Here is a 17,339-nt window from a genome sequence, read left to right as displayed (position 1 = left end):
GGGATGGGGATGAACAAGCCCACCACGGCGGTCATCGGCGCCGGAATCAGCGGACTCACTGCGGGCAAGATGCTCGCCGACTACGGGGTGCCGTACACATGCTTCGAGAGTTCCGACCGCATCGGCGGCAACTGGGCGTTCGGAAATCCGAACGGGCACAGCAGCGCGTACCGATCGCTACACATCGACACCTCCAAGCATCAACTGTCGTTCCGGGATTTCCCCATGCCCGACGAGTACCCGGATTTTCCGCACCACACCCAGATCAAGCAGTACCTCGATTCATATGCCGACGCCTTCGGGCTGCTCGAACCGATCGAGTTCACCAACGGCGTGACGCACGCGGAGCGTCTCGACGGCGGTGGCTGGGAACTGCAGACCGAGCGGGGTGAACGCCGACGATTCGACCTCCTCGTCGTCGCCAATGGGCATCACTGGGATCCCCGTTATCCGGACTTCCCCGGCGAGTTCTCCGGCACGACGATGCACGCACACCACTACATCGATCCCCGTACACCGCACGACTTCTCGGGTAAACGAATCCTGGTGGTGGGGCTGGGCAACAGTGCCGCCGACATCGCCGTCGAACTCTCGTCGAAGGCCCTCGACACCCGACTGACCCTGTCCACGCGGTCCGGGGCGTGGATCGTGCCGAAGTACTTCGCCGGAAAGCCCGCCGACAAGTATTACAAGCTCTCGCCACACATTCCGGTGGCCTGGCAGCGCAAGTTCATGCAGGTGATGCAACCGATGACCGCCGGGCGCCCCGAGGATTACGGTCTCCCGACGCCCAATCACAAGTTCTTCGAAGCACATCCGACACAGTCGGTGGAGTTGCCGCTGCGTCTCGGTTCCGGCGACATCGTGGCCAAGCCCGACATCAGCCGACTCGACGGGGCCACCGTGCATTTCGAGGACGGCACCTCTGACGACTTCGACATCATCATCTACGCAACGGGTTACAACATCACCTTCCCGTTCTTCGATCCCGATTTCATCAGCGCTCCGGACAACCGGATCGACCTCTACAAGCGGATGTTCTATCCCGGAATCGACGACCTTGTCTTCGCGGGTTTCGCACAGGCGGTCCCCACACTGTTCCCGTTCGTCGAATGTCAATCCCGGCTGATCGGGGCCTACGCGGTGGGACGCTATCGGCTGCCGTCGGTTGAGCAGATGCGCGCAACCATCAAGGCGGACACCGAGTACTACACCGGGCACATGCTCGACCGGCCGCGGCACACCCAGCAACTCGACTACTCCCTGTACGAGTACGACATGCGGACCAGAGAGATACCCGCGGGCCTCGTCCGCGCTCGCGCCGAAGGTCCACCGACGTGGGCCGGAGTGCATCCGACATCCGAATTCGCCACGGCGACAGGCGGTGCGCAGTGAGTGTTCGACACAACGTCGCCTTCACCTCGAACGGCACGACATGCGACGCCTGGTTCTACCCCGGATGCGACATCTCACCCTTCGACACACCCACCGGGCGGCCCGCGGTGGTGATGGCACACGGCTTCGCCGGTACCAAGGACTCCGGTCTCGAGCCATTTGCCGAACGACTCGCCGACGCGGGACTTGCGGTGCTGGCCTTCGACTACCGAGGCTTCGGCGCATCCGATGGTGAACCACGGCAACGTATCTCGATGACAGGGCAGGCCGATGACTATCGTGCCGCGATTGCGTCGGCGCAGCGGCAGACCGGCGTCGACCCGCACCGCATCATCCTGTGGGGGCTGTCCCAGTCGGGTGGTCATGCCCTGATCGTGGCCGCCGACCGCGACGACATCGCGGCCGTCATCTCGATGGTGCCCCTGGTCAACGGCATCGCGGCCGGTCGGCATGCCTATCCGCAGGTCGGGGCGGCGTCGATGGCCCGGTCGACGGTCCTCGGCGTGCGCAGCGCGCTGGCCACCAGGCTGGGGCGCGACGCGACGATGATGCCCGTCGTCGGGCGAGAAGGGGAGCGCGCGGCGCTGACCGCGGACGGGTACTACGAGAGTTACCTGTCCATCGCCGGGCCCACCTGGCGCAACGAGGTCGACGCGTCGATCGGGTTGGAACTCGGCAGCTTTCGGGCGGACAAGCACGCCGATCGGATCGGTGCGCCCGTGCTGGTGCAGATCGCCGACTTCGACCGTGGCGCACCGCCGCACGCGGCCGCTGACGCGGCTTTCAAAGCTCACGCCGAGGTGCGGCACTATCCGTGCGATCACTTCGACATCTTCGCCGGCCGGGAGTGGTTTGAACCCGCCGTCCGCCATCAGATCGACTTCCTGACAAGGCATCTCGCGGTGGCAGCGGCCGGCACGCCGGAGGTGACGGCATGACCGGGGGTGGCCGGACCGTCGTCGTGATCGGCGGCGCCTCCGGAATCGGGCTCGCGACCGCGAGACGCTTTGTGGCATTGAACGATCGGGTGGTGATCGCCGACGTCAACGCCGACGCCGCGGCCGCTGCTGCCGCCGAACTGGGGCAATCAGCAACATCGCTGCATCTCGACGTCACCGACGAGGGCTCCGTCGCCGCCGGATTCGACGGTCTCGACCGCGTCGACGCCGTCGTCAACTGTGCCGGTCTGTCCGTGCCGGGCGCCATCACCGAGCTCGAATTGTCGGGTTGGCAGACGACCATCGACGTCTGCCTCACCGGTAGCTTCCTGGTTCTCAAACACGCCGGTCGCTGCGTCGTGGACGGGGGCAGCATCACCGTGATCGCGTCGCTGAACGGGCGGCAACCGGGCGCCGGCATGGCCTCATACTGTGCAGCCAAAGCCGGTGTTCTGATGCTGGTGGAGGTCGCGGCACTCGAACTCGCCGAGCGCGGCATCCGCGTCAACGCCATCTCACCCGGCCTCGTCGAGACACCGCTGACCGCGGGAATCGCCTACGTACCGGGCCTGCACGAGGAGTACCTGGAGAACACACCTCTCGGCCGGCCCGGCCAGCCCGACGAGATCGCCGCGGCCGCAGTCTTTCTCGCATCCGACGACGCGCGTTGGATGACGGGTGCCGCACTCGATCTCAACGGTGGAGCGCACCTCAAGAGGTATCCCGACGTGCTCGGCAGGGTGCGTGCCATGATGGCGACCCCGCCTGCCGGCTGAGCAGGCGCTTTCACACCAGCAGATAGGCGGGATCGATCAGTCGGTCGCGACAGCAAGCGGCTGCCCCACGTCCCCGCTGTCCCGGCGCAGGACTCGCAGGGAACCCTCGGCGCGGATCTCGGTGAACTGACCGGTCTCGAGGGCCTGAGAGTAGATCTCGTAGGGTGGGCGGCCGCCATCGGCCGGATCGGGGAAGACGTCGTGGATGAGCAGACAACCACCGACGCGCACCCAGGGCGCCCAGCCGTCGAGGTCGTTCTGCGCCGCCTCCATGCTGTGACCACCGTCGATGAAGACGAAGTCGGCCGGCGACCCCCAGATCCTCGACGCCAACGTCGACGGTGCGAGCACGCCGATCACGGTCTGCTCCAGCCCGGCGTCGAACATGGTCCGTCGGAACCGTGCCGAGGTGTCGAGGGTTCCGGTGTGCGGGTCGACGAGTTCGGGGTCGTGGTACTCCCAGCCGGGCTGATGCTCCTCCGACCCGCGATGGTGGTCGACGGTGACGATGGCGGCGCCGTGCGATTGCGCGGCCGATCCCAGGAAGACCGTCGATTTGCCACAATAGGTGCCGATCTCGATACCCAGGCCCACCGAATCGGGCTGCGCCAGAATCTGTTCGGCGATCTCGAACAGCGTCATCGCCTCGTCGGTCGGCATGAACCCGGGCGCCGCCTCGGCCGCGGCCAGGCGCTGCGGGGTGAGTCCGTCGGAGGTCGAAACGCGCGATGAGGTCATGGTGGGAGATCCTATCGAACGCTCGGTCGCGGCAAAGTAGGGTTGGGGTCATGAAAGCTCAAGTGCTCACCGCCGAGACCGGGCCGGAAGGCCTCGAACTGACCGACGTCGCAGATCCGACGCCCGCTGACGGGCAGGTTCTCGTCGACATCAAATCATGCGGAATCTGTTTCCCCGACCTGCTGATGAGTCAGGGCAGGTACCAGATGCGGGCGCCGCTGCCGTTTACGCCGGGCACCGAGGTGGCGGGTGTGGTCCGAGAGGCTCCCGAAGGCTCGTCGGTGAAGGTCGGCGACAAGGTTCTCGTTGCATCGTTCATCGGTGGTTTCGCTGAACAGGTGGCGGCATCACCCGAGCAACTTCTTCCGCTGCCCGATGGACTCAGCTTTGAGCAGGGCGCCGCGATGGGCATCAATTACCAGACGGCGCTCTTCGCATTGAAGACCCGCGCCAAGGTGGAACCCGGCGAGACAGTCGGTGTGCTGGGCGCCGCCGGTGGTGTCGGAACCGCGTCGATCATGGTCGCAAAGGCGCTGGGCGCCAAGGTGATCGCCATCGTGCACCGCAAGGGCGCCGATCAGCTGCTGCGGGACGCGGGCGCCGACGAGGTGGTCCAGCTCGAAGAGGGTTGGGGCGACGAGCTAAAGAAGATCGCCAACAAGGGCGTCGACGTGATGATCGACCCCTCGGGCGGCGACGTGTTCGACGAGGCGCTGCGCCAGGTCGCCCCCGACGGCCGTTACGTGGTCATCGGTTTCGCCGCCGGCGGCATCCCGACCGTGAAACTCAATCGGGTCCTGTTCCGCAACATCGCAGTCGTCGGCGCCGCGTGGGGTGAGTACGTCCGCACTCATCCCGACCTTCCGGCCAAGCTGCATGACGAGCTGGCGCAGATGATCGCCAAGGGGCTGAGCCCGATGGTGAACACGACCTACACCCTCGATCAGCTGCCGCAGGCGTTGACGGATCTGGCGCAGGGACGGATCCTGGGGAAGGCGGTCGTCAAGATCGCCGACTGACCCCTCGGCCGTGACGTGCGGCCATGGAAGGACGCGCCATGTGCCGCAACATCACCGAGCTTCGTGGTCTCGAGCCGCCGGCGACCGAGGACGAGATCGAAGCCGCCGCCCGTCAGTACATCCGCAAGGTGAGCGGAATCCGGCATCCGTCGACGGCCAGCGAGGAGGCGTTCGAGGCGGCGGTGGTCGCGGTCACCGCCGCTACTCGCGCGCTGCTCGATGTACTGCCGGAGCGCCGTCAACCACCGAAGACGGTCCCGCCGCTCCGGCGTCCCGAGGTAGCGGCGCGCATCGCGGCGAGAACCTGATCAACAGCGCAACAGGCCGCTGACCTGCATTTCGCCCGCCGGTGAGCAGAAGTGTTGGTTCTCCGACGACACCACTGGCTAGTGTGCTGAAGTGACCAGCCGATCAACGCGCGCGAATCCGCGTACGCGCACCCCCGGCCCGCTGCGGCTCCTCGCCATCGTGATGGCAGTCGCGATGATCGGAGCGCTGAGCGCCTGCGGCAGCGGCTCCACCTCGAGTGGCGACAGCTGCGCCCCGCCGGGCCTGGCCTCGGCCTCCGCGGCCCCGGTCAACCTGGCCGCTGCCCAGCAGGGCGGCGTCGACCGGTACACCACACCCACCACGACACCGGTCGATCAGATCGATGTGCGCTCACTCGAACTGCTCACACCCGGGACCATCTCGGTCGGCACGCTCTCCGACGCCGGTCCGAGCATCTGTGTCAACAGCAAGGGCGTCTTCACCGGCTTCGACAACGAACTCCTGAAGGCCGTCGCAGCCAAACTCGGACTTCGGATCACGTTCTCCGGCACCGAGTTCGCGGGTCTGCTGTCGCAGGTGGCCAACGACCGGTTCGACGTCGGGTCGTCGTCGATCACCACCACCGACGAGCGTCGTCGCACAGTCGATTTCACCAACGGCTACGACTTCGGGTACTTCTCGCTCGTCGCCCCCGCCGACGGTCCCATCAAAGGGTTCGCGAACCTGTCGCCGTCCACCCGCATCGGGGTGGTGCAGGGCACCGTTCAGGACGACTACGTCCTGAACACACTGCATCTCGACGCGGTGAAGTTCCCCGACTACGCGACGGCATACGCGAATCTCAAGAGCGGCCAGATCGACGCGTGGGTGGCCCCGTCGCAGCAGGCCGAAGGTGCGGTCCGTCCGGGCGACGGCACCGCCATCGTCGAGAACACCTTCAGCCTCAACAACTTCGTGGCCTGGGCGGTCGGCAGGGACAAGCCGCGACTGGTGGCCGCACTGAACTCCGGGCTCGACGCCATCATCGCCGACGGCACCTACGCCAAGCTCTACACCGACTGGGTGCCCCGTGAACTGCCGGCCGGCTGGAAGCCGGGCAGCAAAGCCGCCCCGCCACCGCAGCTGCCCGACATCGCCGCCATCGCCAAGGCCAATGCCGAGCAGAAGTCCGACGCCGGCGAGAGTGCGGACTCCAAGAGCACGCTGCAGAAGCTGGGCGACACGTTCTTCAACTGGGACCTCTACCAGCAGTCGTTTCCGGACCTGATCAAGACCGGACTGGTCAACACGCTGATCCTGTCGCTGGTCTCCGGGGTGCTCGGCACGATCCTGGGCATGTTGCTCGCCGTCGCCGGGATCTCGCGCTCGCGCTGGTTACGCTGGCCTGCGCGCATCTACACCGACATCTTCCGCGGTCTGCCTGCGGTGGTCGTGATCCTCATCGTCGGCCTGGGTATCGGCCCGGTGGTGAAGGGGTTGACCGGTAACAATCCGTACTGGCTGGGAGCGGTTGCGCTGGCGCTGCTGGCCGCGGCCTACATCGGGGAGATCTTCCGCTCCGGCATTCAGAGCGTCGACTCCGGGCAGTTGGAGGCCTCGCGCGCCATCGGGTTCTCCTACCGGCAATCGATGCGTCTGGTGGTGGTACCCCAGGGTGTGCGCCGGGTGTTGCCGGCGCTGATGAATCAGTTCATCAGCCTCATCAAGGACAGCTCGCTGGTGTACTTCCTCGGACTGCTGGCCACCCAGCGTGAGCTGTTCGCGGTAGGCCGAGACCTCAACGCGCAGACCGGAAATCTTTCCCCACTGGTCGCTGCCGGCATCGTCTACCTGGCGTTGACCATCCCGCTGACCCACCTGGTGAACCACATCGACAATCGGCTCCGTACCGGCCGGCCGGCCGAGGTCGAAGACGATCCGCTGCCCGTCACCGCCGTCGAGAAAGGCTAGCGCCGTGCCTGACACCATCGTCGCCCGCGAAGCGGTCTCGCTGACCGGCTCCGGTCTGCACCTGTCCTTCGGCAAGCATCATGTGTTGCGCGGTGTGGACATTCACGTCGACGCCGGCACCACGACCACGGTCATCGGCCCGTCCGGATCCGGAAAGTCGACGCTGCTGCGCGTGCTGAACCGCCTACACGAACCGGATGAGGGGGACATCCTCATCGACGGTCGCTCCGTCCTGGGTGACAATCCCGACGAGCTGCGGCGCCGAATCGGCATGGTGTTCCAGCACTTCAACTTGTTTCCGCATAAGTCGGTGGTCGACAATATCGCACTCGGCCCGCGCAAACTCCGGGGTCTGAGCAAGGAGGAAGCCAGAGCAGTCGCGATGCGGCAACTCGAGATCGTCGGGCTCACCGCGAAAGCCGAAACCCGCCCGGGTAACCTCTCCGGCGGCCAGCAGCAACGCGTCGCCATCGCACGCGCCCTCGCCATGGAACCGCAGGTCATGTTCTTCGACGAGGCGACCTCGGCGCTGGACCCCGAATTGGTCAAAGGGGTTCTCGCGCTCATGGCCGACCTCGCCGGTCAGGGCATGACGATGGTGGTCGTGACACACGAGATGGGTTATGCCCGAAACGTTTCCGATAACGTGCTGTTCATGGACCACGGCGTGGTGGTCGAGACGGGGAAACCAGAGCGCATCTTCGACGCGGCTGAGTCCGAACGATTGCGGGCGTTCCTGTCGCAGGTGTTGTGAGCTTCGGGCGGTATCGGTCATCCACCCAGCCGGCGCGACACGATGGCGTCGACCGCGGGATTGTCGGCGCCGAGTTCGGACGCCGGCGGGATCAGGTCGATTTCGGTGGGCGCCCGTGGCGGCGACACCGCCGGTGGCTCGGCGGGCGGGTCGGCGGGAAGGTCGATGACGCCGAGTGCGGCGTAGGTCGCCGCCACCCGGGCCAGTGCGATGTCGATGCGGACCCCGCCGCCCGTACGCAGGGCGGTGGCCACCGCGGTCGCGGTCTCGAGTCCGGTGAGCGGATCGGCGATGGCGTCGCCGCAGAACATCGGCGCGGTCGGGGTCCCGGCGATCAGGCCCCCGGCGACCGCGGCGTCGTCGCCGAACCCGATCCAGTCGGCGCCGGGGCCCGTGCTGCCGTGGCCGGTGATCCGCGCCCAGACCTGGCCGGGCCGGGCGGGAAGGTCGTCCGCGGAGAGCCCATGCGCGCGCAGGGCACGCGGCCGGGATGCCTCGAGCACCACGTCCGCTGCCATCAACAGGCGGCGAAGACGAGGGGTGTCTTCGTTGAAATCGGCTGCATAGGAGAGTTTTCCGGAGTTCATCCAGTCGAAGAAGCGCCGGTTGCCGCGTCGTGCGCCGTCGGGCCGGACGCGGCTCTCCACTTTCACGACGGTGGCCCCGGCCCGCATCAGCAGATGAGTGCACAGCGGCCCCGCCCACAGCGACGACAGGTCGACGACGAGCAGGTCCGCCCAGGCCGGTGGTGCGGTGCTCGTCCCGCGCGGCACCACGATCGGCTCGACCGGGGCACATTCGCCGGGCATGGCCGCGGCGAGTCCCAGCAGGCGTGCCCGGGCCACCCAGTCCGCGGCCGGCTTCCGAGGTGCGGCCTGCCTGACTGCGGCCCAGGTGTCGATGGTGATGTCGGATTCCAGTAGCGCGGGCACTGTCTCGTGATCGTCGGGGCGCGCCAGCGACAGGGCGAACCATCCGTCGGCCGCCTCGATCAACCGGCTGGCTCCCCCGGCGGACACGCCACCGTTGCGGGTGTGCCCGGTGAGAGCCGAACGCCCGCTGAGGAATTCGGCGGCATCGAGAGGGGGCCTCCGGTCGTCGGGGCTGGTGTCGGTGATGTCGACGAAGGTGGCGAGCGTACGACGTGCCCGGGCGAGGACCGGTGCGCGGGTGAGGTCGGGGCGACCGGTGGCCTCGCCGGTGAGCGCTGCCAATCCTGACTGCGCCCAGTCGTCGACGATCATCCCATCACCTCCGCCCGCGGCACGGACACGTTGACGCCGCATCGTTCCGTAGGATACGGCCAATGAACGCCGACATCGTGATCCTGGGGGCCGACGTCGGTGCCGGCCGCCGCCAGGACATCCGTGTCCGGCTCGACGCGTCGTCGGGTGGCACAACCGTCGCGGAGGTGGCCGACTCGCTGAATCCGGCCGGCGCACAGGTGATCGACGCCGACGGATGTGCCGTCATACCGGCCTTCTCCGACCACCACCTGCACCTGGCCGCTCTCGCGCGCGCGCCGGTGAGTCCATCCGTTGCGGTCCGCCGGTGGTCACCGACCGTGCGTCCCTGGCCGACGCCCTCGCGCACGCCCCCGAGACCGCCTCGGGCTGGGTGCGGGGCGTGGGATACACCGAATCGGTTGCCGGTGAGCTGACTCGCGCCGACCTCGACGCCGTGGAATCCGCTCGGCCGGTGCGCATTCAACACCGAAGCGGCGCACTGTGGATGCTCGCTTCGGTGGCGGCCGAGCGGGTTGGACTCGAGTCGGGAACCCACCCCGGAATCGAGCGCGATCCGGCCGGCCGGCCCACCGGCCGACTATGGCGTGCCGACGACTGGCTCCGGACCAGGCTGCCCGACGACGGATTTCCCTCGTTGGCCGCAGTCGGGGAACGTCTGCGGTCTGATGGAATCGCCGAGATGACCGACGCCACACCGGATATTGACGACACCTACATCGGCGCAGTGGTTGCGGCGGTCGATGATTCGACGATCAGCGGCCGGGTGAATCTGCTCGGGGTGCCGCTCGGCGTCGAGGTCGATCATCCGCGGGTGGGCGTGGGCCCGTACAAGATCGTGATCGCCGATTCCGATCTGCCGTCGCCGGATGATCTCGCGGCGCGGATCGACGCCGCGCACCGGTCTGATCGGTGCGTCGCGGTGCACTGCGTGAGTCGCGTCGCGCTTGCCCTGTTGTTGGCGGCGTGGGACATGGTGGGTGTCCGAGTGGGGGACCGCATCGAACACGCCGCTGTCGTCGCCGCCGACACGTGCGCCGAACTGGCCCGACGCGGCATCGTCGTCGTCACCCAGCCGGGATTCTTGCCGGAGCGCGGTGACGATTTCCTCGACGACAGCGATCGCGCCGATCATGACGATCTGTACCGGTGCGGGTCACTCATCGATGCGGGTGTGCCCGTTGCCCTGTCCAGCGACGCGCCGTACGGGCCGCTGAATCCGTGGACGGTGATAGCCGGTGCGACGCAACGCCGTACGGCTTCCGGACGCCGTGTCGGCACCCCCGATGAGCGGATCGGGGTGTCGCAGGCCATCGACCGGTACTGCACCCCGGCGGATGATCCGCTGCGTCGGCCGCGGCGGATCGCGGTCGGGGAACCCGGGGAGTTGGTCATGGCGGACCGGGCGTGGCGTGACGTGCTCGAGTCACCGGCCGAGGTGCGCGCGGCATATCGGGTGCTCGGTGGTGTGGTGTACTGACGCTCACCGATGGGGGCGGCTTCTCCACTCGCAGGCTCGTCCGTCCCGGCTCAACCAGCGGATGGGGGGATCCCGAACAGCCGCGCGGCGTTGTCGTGGAGGACGGCGCGTAACCAGTCGTCGCCGAGGTCGAGGCGGATGACGGCATCGAGGGCGTGGGTGTACCCGTAGGGAATGTTCGGGAAGTCGCTGCCGAAGAGGATCTTCGCACGCAGGTCCGATAGTCGCGGGACGAGTTCGGCAGGGTAGGGGGCGCCTTCTTCGGAGAAGTCGGTGAACGACATCGTCGTGTCCAGGCGGACGTTCTCGAACCGCGCGGCCAGGTCCAAAAACTCGGCGTACTCGGGTGTGCCCATGTGCGCAACGATGAGTGGCAGCGACGGAAAGCGTTGCAGCAGTTTCTCGATCGGTGCCGGACCGGTGAACCTGCCCGGCGCGGGACCGGAGCCGCAGTGGATGATGACCGGGACCCCGGTGTCGGCGATCTGCGACCACACCCCGTCGAGCAGTGAGTCGAGCGGAGAGAAATCACCCACCTGCACATGGCATTTGAACACCTGGACGCCGGACGCGATGGCGCGCGACACGTAGGTCCTGGCCTGCTCCTCCGGGTAGAAAGTCGCGGTGCGCAGGCAATCGGGGTGCCGTGACGCGAAGTCGGCAGCCCATCCGTTGAGCCACTCCGCCATGTCGGGTTTGTGTGGATACACCAGCGACGAGAAGGCGCGTATCCCGAACGCGCGCAACGCCTCTATCCTGGTCTCCTCATCGGCACGGTAGGTGATCGGCCACTCCCGTCCCACCAGCGGTCCGACGGAATCGAAGTAGGCCCACACCTTGTCCATCACCGAGCGCGGCATGAAATGCGTGTGCACGTCGATCAATCCGGGCAGACCCAGTTGCTGCCAGACGCGCCGCACATCGTCGGCCTCGCCGGTGCTGAACGGTGCCGGCCCCGACGTCGTCGGTTCACTCATGACCCAAACTCCTCTCCGCTTGCGCGAGGATCGCCTCGAAGGTGAACTCGAAGGTGGCGTCCTCGACGTTGTCGATCCGGTGCCCCTTGGCGGCCAGCTCAGCGAGAAGCGGCACCGCCGAGGCGGTTTCGTCGGCCCCGCGGGGCAGCCCGCCGTCGTAGGTGGCGAAGATGCCCTGGTGTTCGACCATCGCCGCACCGCACACGTGCGCGAGCAGCGACAGATAGATCTCGAGGGCCTGCTCGGCGGTGAATCCGGCGCCGACCATCGCCGCGACCATGGAATCGAGCTTGGCGGCGGTCGCCTGCATCGAGGTCCGATCCGCCGAGTGGGGATAGGGTCGCAGCAATGTGAGTTCGACGAGAACCGGCTGCGTCCGGAAGGCCTGGTGCATCCGTCGGAAGTGGCGTCGTAGTCCGTCCTGCCAGTTGTCGGCGCCGATGAACGGTGTTGCGGCGTGGTACTCCTCGTTGGCTTTGTCGGCCATTGCGTCGAGGAGATCCTCCTTCTTGCGGAAGTACCAGTAGATGCTGGTGACGCCGACGCCGAGGTGTTTGGCGAGCATCGGCATGCTGAACTCGCTGAGCGACACCCTGCCGGCGACATCGAAGGCCCCCGCGATGATCTCCTCGGCCGAGATCGACCCGCGGGCACGCCGCCCTCCGGACACCTTCTGCGCCTTGGCCATGTCTCCTCGCTCGGGGGTTGCCCACCTGGGCAACCCGGTTTGCATTCTCGGACGGTCTGGGCCGCACCACAACCTAACACCGCCGACGCCCGCGATGGCATGGACCGAATCGTTACCCACCATCGAATCCGGCGAATCCCCTCACGCTCGCCGCACGGGCGGGCTACCTTGCTCCCAGAAGCCATACCGTGAGCCTTACAGTTGGCACTTCGGGTTCGCTTCTCGGCTGGTCATCGGGGGAATCTGCCGTGTCGTGTCATCAGTGTCGAAGGGACCACATTGACCACATCACCACTGCTGCGGCGTGCACTGAGATCCACCGGGATTCTCGGCGCCGCGGCTCTGCTCATGCTCGGCGGGATCACCGCGTGCGCCGACGACAGCACCTCCGACGACTCGAGTGCCGCGGGCACCACCACCGCGTTGCCCAGCAACGCCGCGACGGGTGATCCGATCAAGATCGGCTTCATCGCGCCCGAGGGTGGCGTGGTCACGCTGCCGATGGTGCGGGAGGGCGGCGAGGCAGCCGCCCAGTACCTCAACAACAACGGTGGCGGCATCGGCGGGCACAAGATCGACCTCGTCGTGTGCAAGCAACAGGAGGAACCGGCCTCGGCGACCCGCTGTGCGAACCAGATGGTCGAGCAGAAGGTCGCCGCGGTGGTCACCCCGCTCGGCGCACAGGGTGCGGTGATGCTGCCGATCATCGCCGGCGCGGGAATCCCCTACATCGCCCAGGCGCCGGTCTCCCAGGTGGAGATGGCGTCGCCGGGATCCTTCATGCTCACCGGCGGAATCGTCGCCGTCCTCGGCGGTGAGGCCGCCACGGCCGCACGTGAAGGCGTCAAGAAGCTGACCGTCTTCATCGGTGACAGCGGCGATGCGGCCGCCTCGGTGAAGGCCCTGGGCACGCCGATGTTCCAGCGCGCCGGTGTGGAACTCGACGTGGTCACCATCCCGACCAGTGCAGCCGACCCGACGCCGCAGATCACCGCAGCGCTGGCCGGAAACCCGGGCGCCGTTACGATTCTCGGCGACACGCGGCAGTGCATCACCACGCTCAAGGCACTCCAGACGGCGGCCCCGTCGGTGAAGAAGTACCTCATCGCCAGCTGCCTGGACAAGCCCGTGCTCGACGCGGTGGGCAAGCCTGCGGTCGCGGGGTCCAAGGCCTTCACGACGGTCAACACGACCTCAGAAGACCCCAGTGTGGTGCTCTACCGCTCGGTGATGGCCAAGTACGCGCCCAACACCGATCCGTCCGGTCTGGGATACCTCGGCTATCAGGTCGTCGCGGCGCTCGGTGAGGTCGGTAAGTCGCTGACCGGGCCGGTCACGCCGCAGTCCTTCGCCACGGCGCTGTCCACGGCCACCGATGTGCCGCTGCCGGCCGCACCCGGACTGACGTTCACCTGCAACGGCAAGGCCATCCCGCAGCTACGAGCGTTGTGCAGCAAGGCAATTCTGGTCAGCGACGTCGACGACGACGTCAAGCTGATCAACACCACCGTCGTCAACAACTGACGCGGGTTCATGTCAGCCGTGCCCGGGGGCGTCCGCGGACGCCCCCGGGTTCTGGGTTCATCGTGGGGATTGTGCAATGACCGATCATCTCGCCTTCTTTCTGCTGGGACTGGGCAACGGCGCGGTGTACGCGGCGCTCGGACTCGCCCTGGTGATGACCTTCAAGAGTTCCGGCGTGGTCAACTTCGCCACCGGAGCCGTCGCGCTCTACGCCGCCTACACCTATGCGTTCCTACGGCAGGGTGTCCTGCTCCACCCGATCCCCGGGTTCGACGCACGAATCGATCTCGGTGGCCGGCTGGGGGTGGGACCGGCACTCGCCGGTGCGGTGGTGATCGCATCCGTTCTCGGAATTCTGCTTTACCTCATCGTCTTTCGGCCGATGCGCTCGGCTCCGGTGCTGGCCAAGGCGGTCGCGTCGATCGGTCTGATGCTGGTCATCCAGGCACTGCTGGCGCTACGGGTGGGAGCCGATGCCCCCACCGTCGGGCCCATCTTCGCGCCCCAATCCTTCCGGGTCGGCGACGCGACCGTGCCGACCGACCGGATCTGGCTGGCAGCGGTCGTCGTCGGATTGGCGGTCTGCGCCGGACTCGTGTTGCGTTACACCAGGTTCGGTGTGGCAACCGAGGCCGCGGCCGAATCGGAGAAGGGTGCTCTGCTCACCGGCCTCTCGCCCGACCGCATCGCCATCAGCAACTGGGCGTTGTCGTCGGGGACCGCCGCGATCGGCGGGGTGGTGATCGCGCCGATCGTGCCGCTCAACCCGGTCGCGTACTCGATGTTCATCGTGCCCGCACTCGCTGCCGCGCTCGTCGGAAACTTCGCGAGTATCGCACTCACCGTGTCGGCCGGTCTGGTCATCGGCATGCTGCAGGCGGAGGCCACCAATCTGCAGTCGCTCGTGGACTGGATGCCCGACGCCGGTCTGGCAGAAGCCATTCCGCTGGTGCTGATCATCGGATTCCTCCTCATCCGCGGCAAGCCGCTACCGGGACGCGGGGCGGTGGTCGCACAGGACCTCGGCCGATCACCACGACCCCGACATCTGTTCGCGGGCACGATCATCGGACTCGTCATCGGGGTGCTGGCCCTGTTGGCGACCACGGGTAGCGCCCGCCTGGCGGTCATCCTGACCATCATCTTCGCCGTGATCGCGCTCTCGCAGGTGGTGGTGACCGGATACGCCGGTCAGGTGTCGCTGGCCCAGCTGACCCTGGCCGGAGTGGGCGCGTACGCGCTGAGCCGTTTCACCGCGGACCTGGGTGTGCCGTTCCCGGTGGCCCCGTTGCTCGCCGCGCTCGTGGCCTTGGTCGTCGGGGTGGTGATCGGCCTACCCGCGCTGCGGGTCCGAGGTTTGCCGCTGATGGTCGCGACGCTGGCGCTCGCGGTGTTCTGCGAGGCGTTCTGGTTTCGCAATCCGTCGGTCAACGGCGGTCTGCAGGGCGCGCCGGTGGACAGCCCGTCGATCTTCGGTGTGGACCTGGGAATCGGTGCGGGAGAAGGATACCCACGTATCGCCTTCGGCATCGTCTGTCTGGTGGTGCTGGCGCTCGCGGCACTGGCGGTGGCCGCCCTGCGGCGCAGCCGATACGGCGCATCGATGCTCGCCGTGCGGGCCAATGAACGATCGGCAGCGGCGGCCGGCATCAACGTCGGCGTCACCAAACTCGTCGCCTTTGCGGCGGCCGCGTTCCTGGCCGGACTCGGCGGGTCGCTGCTGGCCTATCAGCAGACGCTGGCCACTGCGGGCAGCTATGCGGTGTTCGCGGGACTCGCCCTGTTCGCGGTGTTCTTCGTGGCAGGTGTGACCTCGGTGTCCGGTGCGTTGCTCGCCGGTCTCCTCGCGCCCGGCGGAGTGCTCTACTACCTGTCCGACCGCTTCGGCAGCTTCGGTGACTACTACCTCCTGATCAGTGGAATCCTGTTGGTGCTCACGGTGATCACCAGCCCCGACGGGCTCATCGGCCATCTGACGCGCATCCCGGTCCCCCGCCTGCTGCAGCGGGACCGTCGGTCTTCGGCCGAACCGTCGGACGCCGACGACGCGCTCGCGCCGCCACCGGCCGAGCGCGCACCAGCGGGTGAGGTCGTACTCACGGTCGAGAACGTCGGTGTCCGCTACGGTGCCGTGAACGCGCTGGATGCGGTGAGTTTCGACGTCCGGGCCGGTGAGATCGTCGGACTGATCGGCCCCAACGGCGCCGGCAAGACGACCCTGATCGACGCCATCGGCGGGTTCGTCCCCGCCCGCGGACGAATCCTGCTGAGCGGTACCGACATCGGCGGCCTTTCGGCGTATCGGCGCAGCCGTGCCGGCCTCGGGCGAACCTTCCAGGACATCGAGCTCTACGACGAGTTGTCGGTCGCCGAGAACCTCCTCGCCGGGGCCGCCGGCCCGCCGAAAGACGCTGCCCGGACTGTCGGTTCCGTGCTGGCTCTCCTCGACATCGGTCACCTCGCCGATGTGCCTGCCGCCGACCTGTCGCAGGGACAACGGCAGTTGGTGTCGGTGGCGCGGGTGCTGGCCCGCCGTCCCACGATCGCGTTGCTCGACGAGCCGGCCGCCGGCCTCGACAGTTCGGAAAGTGGTTGGTTGGGTGAACGATTGCTGGCTGCGCGGGCAGCCGGCATGACGATGTTGCTCATCGACCACGACATGGATCTGGTGCTCGGCATCTGCGACCGCGTCATCGTGCTCGATCTCGGTGCCGTGATCGCGACCGGCACACCCGAGGAGATCCGGCGCGACGATCGGGTGATCGCGGCCTACCTCGGCGCACCGGTGGGTGCAGGTGGATCGAAACCAGGAGACGCGCAGGCGTCGATACCCGAGGAGATGACGACGTGACGGCCCTCGAATGCCACGCTCTGGACGCCGGTTACACGCGGACGAGTCCCTGTGTGCGCGGGCTGGATCTGACCGTCGACGACGGTGAGATCGTCGCCCTGATCGGACCCAACGGAGCCGGGAAGACGACGCTGCTGACCACGCTGGCCGGGCTGCTGCCCCGGCTGGGTGGGACGGTGTCGGTGGCCGGACACGAGCTTGCCGCCGGTGGTACCCGCGCAGCCGTTCGCGCCGGCCTGGTGCTGGTTCCCGATGACCGGGCGTTGTTCCGGCGGTTGAGCACGGCCGACAACCTCGCGCTGGCGGTCCGTAAGCGCGGTGGCCGCAAGAGTGCCATCGACGAGGTGCTGCACCATTTTCCGGCGCTGCGGCCGCGGCTCAAAGTCGATGCCGGACAGCTCTCCGGCGGCGAACAACAGATGCTCGCCATCGCCCGTGCCCTGTTGCAGCGTCCCGCGGTGTTGCTGATCGACGAGCTCAGTATGGGTCTCGCGCCGATCGTCGTCGAGTCGATCCTGCCGGTGCTGCGGGCCGTCGCCGCGACGGACGGCACCGCGATCGTCCTCGTCGAACAGCATGTGCGGATGGCGCTCGAGGTCGCCGACCGCGCGATCGTGCTGGTGCACGGGGAGATCCGGCTGGCCGACGATGCGGCCGCGCTCGCCGCCGACCCCAGGCGAATCGAACGCGCCTACCTCGGTGAGTCGGCCGCCGCGCCCGGCTGAGTGGCAACCC

At 67.4% G+C, this 17,339-nt stretch carries 16 protein-coding genes; 12 read left to right on the top strand and 4 right to left on the bottom strand.

Features of this window, described 5'->3' with window-relative positions:
* Positions 1-9: 9 nt before the first annotated feature.
* From GBRO_RS19245 to GBRO_RS19235, 3 genes are read left to right on the top strand one after another with little or no spacing between them, the layout of a single operon-like run.
* Complete coding sequence (locus GBRO_RS19245; protein WP_012835551.1) at positions 10-1,395, top strand: flavin-containing monooxygenase; 1,386 nt, start codon at positions 10-12, stop codon at positions 1,393-1,395.
* The gene (locus GBRO_RS19240; RefSeq protein ID WP_012835550.1) at positions 1,392-2,333 is read left to right on the top strand and encodes an alpha/beta hydrolase; all 942 of its coding nucleotides are present in this window, start codon (positions 1,392-1,394) and stop codon (positions 2,331-2,333) included. The genes GBRO_RS19245 and GBRO_RS19240 overlap by 4 nt, the downstream gene beginning before the upstream one ends.
* Positions 2,330-3,109, top strand: a complete 780-nt coding sequence (locus tag GBRO_RS19235; protein WP_012835549.1) for an SDR family NAD(P)-dependent oxidoreductase — start codon at positions 2,330-2,332, stop codon at positions 3,107-3,109. The genes GBRO_RS19240 and GBRO_RS19235 overlap by 4 nt, the downstream gene beginning before the upstream one ends.
* 36 nt (positions 3,110-3,145) lie before the next feature.
* On the opposite strand, the gene GBRO_RS19230 is transcribed toward GBRO_RS19235, so the two are convergent.
* Positions 3,146-3,847 carry a class I SAM-dependent methyltransferase gene (locus GBRO_RS19230; protein ID WP_012835548.1) on the bottom strand — a complete coding sequence of 234 codons (702 nt, stop codon included), beginning with the start codon at positions 3,845-3,847 and terminating at the stop codon, positions 3,146-3,148.
* 50 nt (positions 3,848-3,897) lie between these two features.
* On the opposite strand from GBRO_RS19230, the gene GBRO_RS19225 reads away from it, so the two are divergent.
* From GBRO_RS19225 to GBRO_RS19210, 4 genes are all read left to right on the top strand, one after another.
* Positions 3,898-4,866 (top strand): NADPH:quinone oxidoreductase family protein, encoded by a 969-nt coding sequence (locus GBRO_RS19225; protein ID WP_012835547.1) that lies wholly within the window; start codon positions 3,898-3,900, stop codon positions 4,864-4,866.
* A 38-nt stretch (positions 4,867-4,904) separates the two neighbouring features.
* Complete coding sequence (locus tag GBRO_RS19220; RefSeq protein WP_012835546.1) at positions 4,905-5,174, top strand: DUF2277 domain-containing protein; 270 nt, start codon at positions 4,905-4,907, stop codon at positions 5,172-5,174.
* A gap of 163 nt (positions 5,175-5,337) precedes the next feature.
* Entirely contained in the window at positions 5,338-7,086 is a 1,749-nt protein-coding gene (locus tag GBRO_RS19215; protein ID WP_012835545.1) for an ABC transporter substrate-binding protein/permease, read from the top strand.
* Positions 7,087-7,090: 4 nt separating this feature from the next.
* On the top strand, positions 7,091-7,840 hold the full coding sequence (locus GBRO_RS19210; RefSeq protein ID WP_012835544.1) for an amino acid ABC transporter ATP-binding protein: 750 nt from the start codon (positions 7,091-7,093) through the stop codon (positions 7,838-7,840).
* 17 nt (positions 7,841-7,857) lie between these two features.
* Here the strand turns inward: GBRO_RS19210 and GBRO_RS19205 are convergent, their stop codons facing one another.
* Entirely contained in the window at positions 7,858-9,084 is a 1,227-nt protein-coding gene (locus tag GBRO_RS19205; RefSeq protein ID WP_012835543.1) for a CoA transferase, read from the bottom strand.
* 62 nt (positions 9,085-9,146) lie between these two features.
* Here GBRO_RS19205 and GBRO_RS27135 point away from each other — a divergent pair, with 62 nt between their 5' ends.
* Together GBRO_RS27135 and GBRO_RS19200 are read left to right on the top strand one after the other, a co-directional pair.
* Positions 9,147-9,500: a hypothetical protein gene (locus GBRO_RS27135; RefSeq protein WP_227892958.1), complete on the top strand. Its 354-nt coding sequence runs from the start codon at positions 9,147-9,149 to the stop codon at positions 9,498-9,500.
* Positions 9,392-10,564, top strand: a complete 1,173-nt coding sequence (locus GBRO_RS19200; protein ID WP_052298303.1) for an amidohydrolase family protein — start codon at positions 9,392-9,394, stop codon at positions 10,562-10,564. Before GBRO_RS27135 ends, GBRO_RS19200 begins: the two co-directional genes overlap by 109 nt.
* A gap of 50 nt (positions 10,565-10,614) precedes the next feature.
* Here the strand turns inward: GBRO_RS19200 and GBRO_RS19195 are convergent, their stop codons facing one another.
* Both GBRO_RS19195 and GBRO_RS19190 read right to left on the bottom strand, forming a co-directional pair.
* Positions 10,615-11,541 (bottom strand): amidohydrolase family protein, encoded by a 927-nt coding sequence (locus GBRO_RS19195; RefSeq protein ID WP_012835542.1) that lies wholly within the window; start codon positions 11,539-11,541, stop codon positions 10,615-10,617.
* Positions 11,534-12,229: a TetR/AcrR family transcriptional regulator gene (locus tag GBRO_RS19190; protein WP_012835541.1), complete on the bottom strand. Its 696-nt coding sequence runs from the start codon at positions 12,227-12,229 to the stop codon at positions 11,534-11,536. The genes GBRO_RS19195 and GBRO_RS19190 overlap by 8 nt, the downstream gene beginning before the upstream one ends.
* A 348-nt stretch (positions 12,230-12,577) precedes the next feature.
* Between GBRO_RS19190 and GBRO_RS19185 the strand changes: the two genes are divergently transcribed.
* The 3 genes from GBRO_RS19185 to GBRO_RS19175 all read left to right on the top strand — a co-directional run bounded on the left by GBRO_RS19185 (position 12,578) and on the right by GBRO_RS19175 (position 17,329).
* On the top strand, positions 12,578-13,753 hold the full coding sequence (locus GBRO_RS19185; RefSeq protein WP_012835540.1) for an ABC transporter substrate-binding protein: 1,176 nt from the start codon (positions 12,578-12,580) through the stop codon (positions 13,751-13,753).
* A gap of 76 nt (positions 13,754-13,829) precedes the next feature.
* On the top strand, positions 13,830-16,604 hold the full coding sequence (locus tag GBRO_RS19180) for a branched-chain amino acid ABC transporter permease/ATP-binding protein (RefSeq protein WP_012835539.1): 2,775 nt from the start codon (positions 13,830-13,832) through the stop codon (positions 16,602-16,604).
* The gene (locus GBRO_RS19175; protein ID WP_012835538.1) at positions 16,601-17,329 is read left to right on the top strand and encodes an ATP-binding cassette domain-containing protein; all 729 of its coding nucleotides are present in this window, start codon (positions 16,601-16,603) and stop codon (positions 17,327-17,329) included. Before GBRO_RS19180 ends, GBRO_RS19175 begins: the two co-directional genes overlap by 4 nt.
* Positions 17,330-17,339: the final 10 nt, after the last annotated feature.

The sequence above is a fragment of the Gordonia bronchialis DSM 43247 genome (assembly GCF_000024785.1).
Classification (GTDB): Bacteria; Actinomycetota; Actinomycetes; order Mycobacteriales; family Mycobacteriaceae; genus Gordonia; species Gordonia bronchialis.
This window is presented reverse-complemented; position numbering and strand designations above follow the sequence as displayed.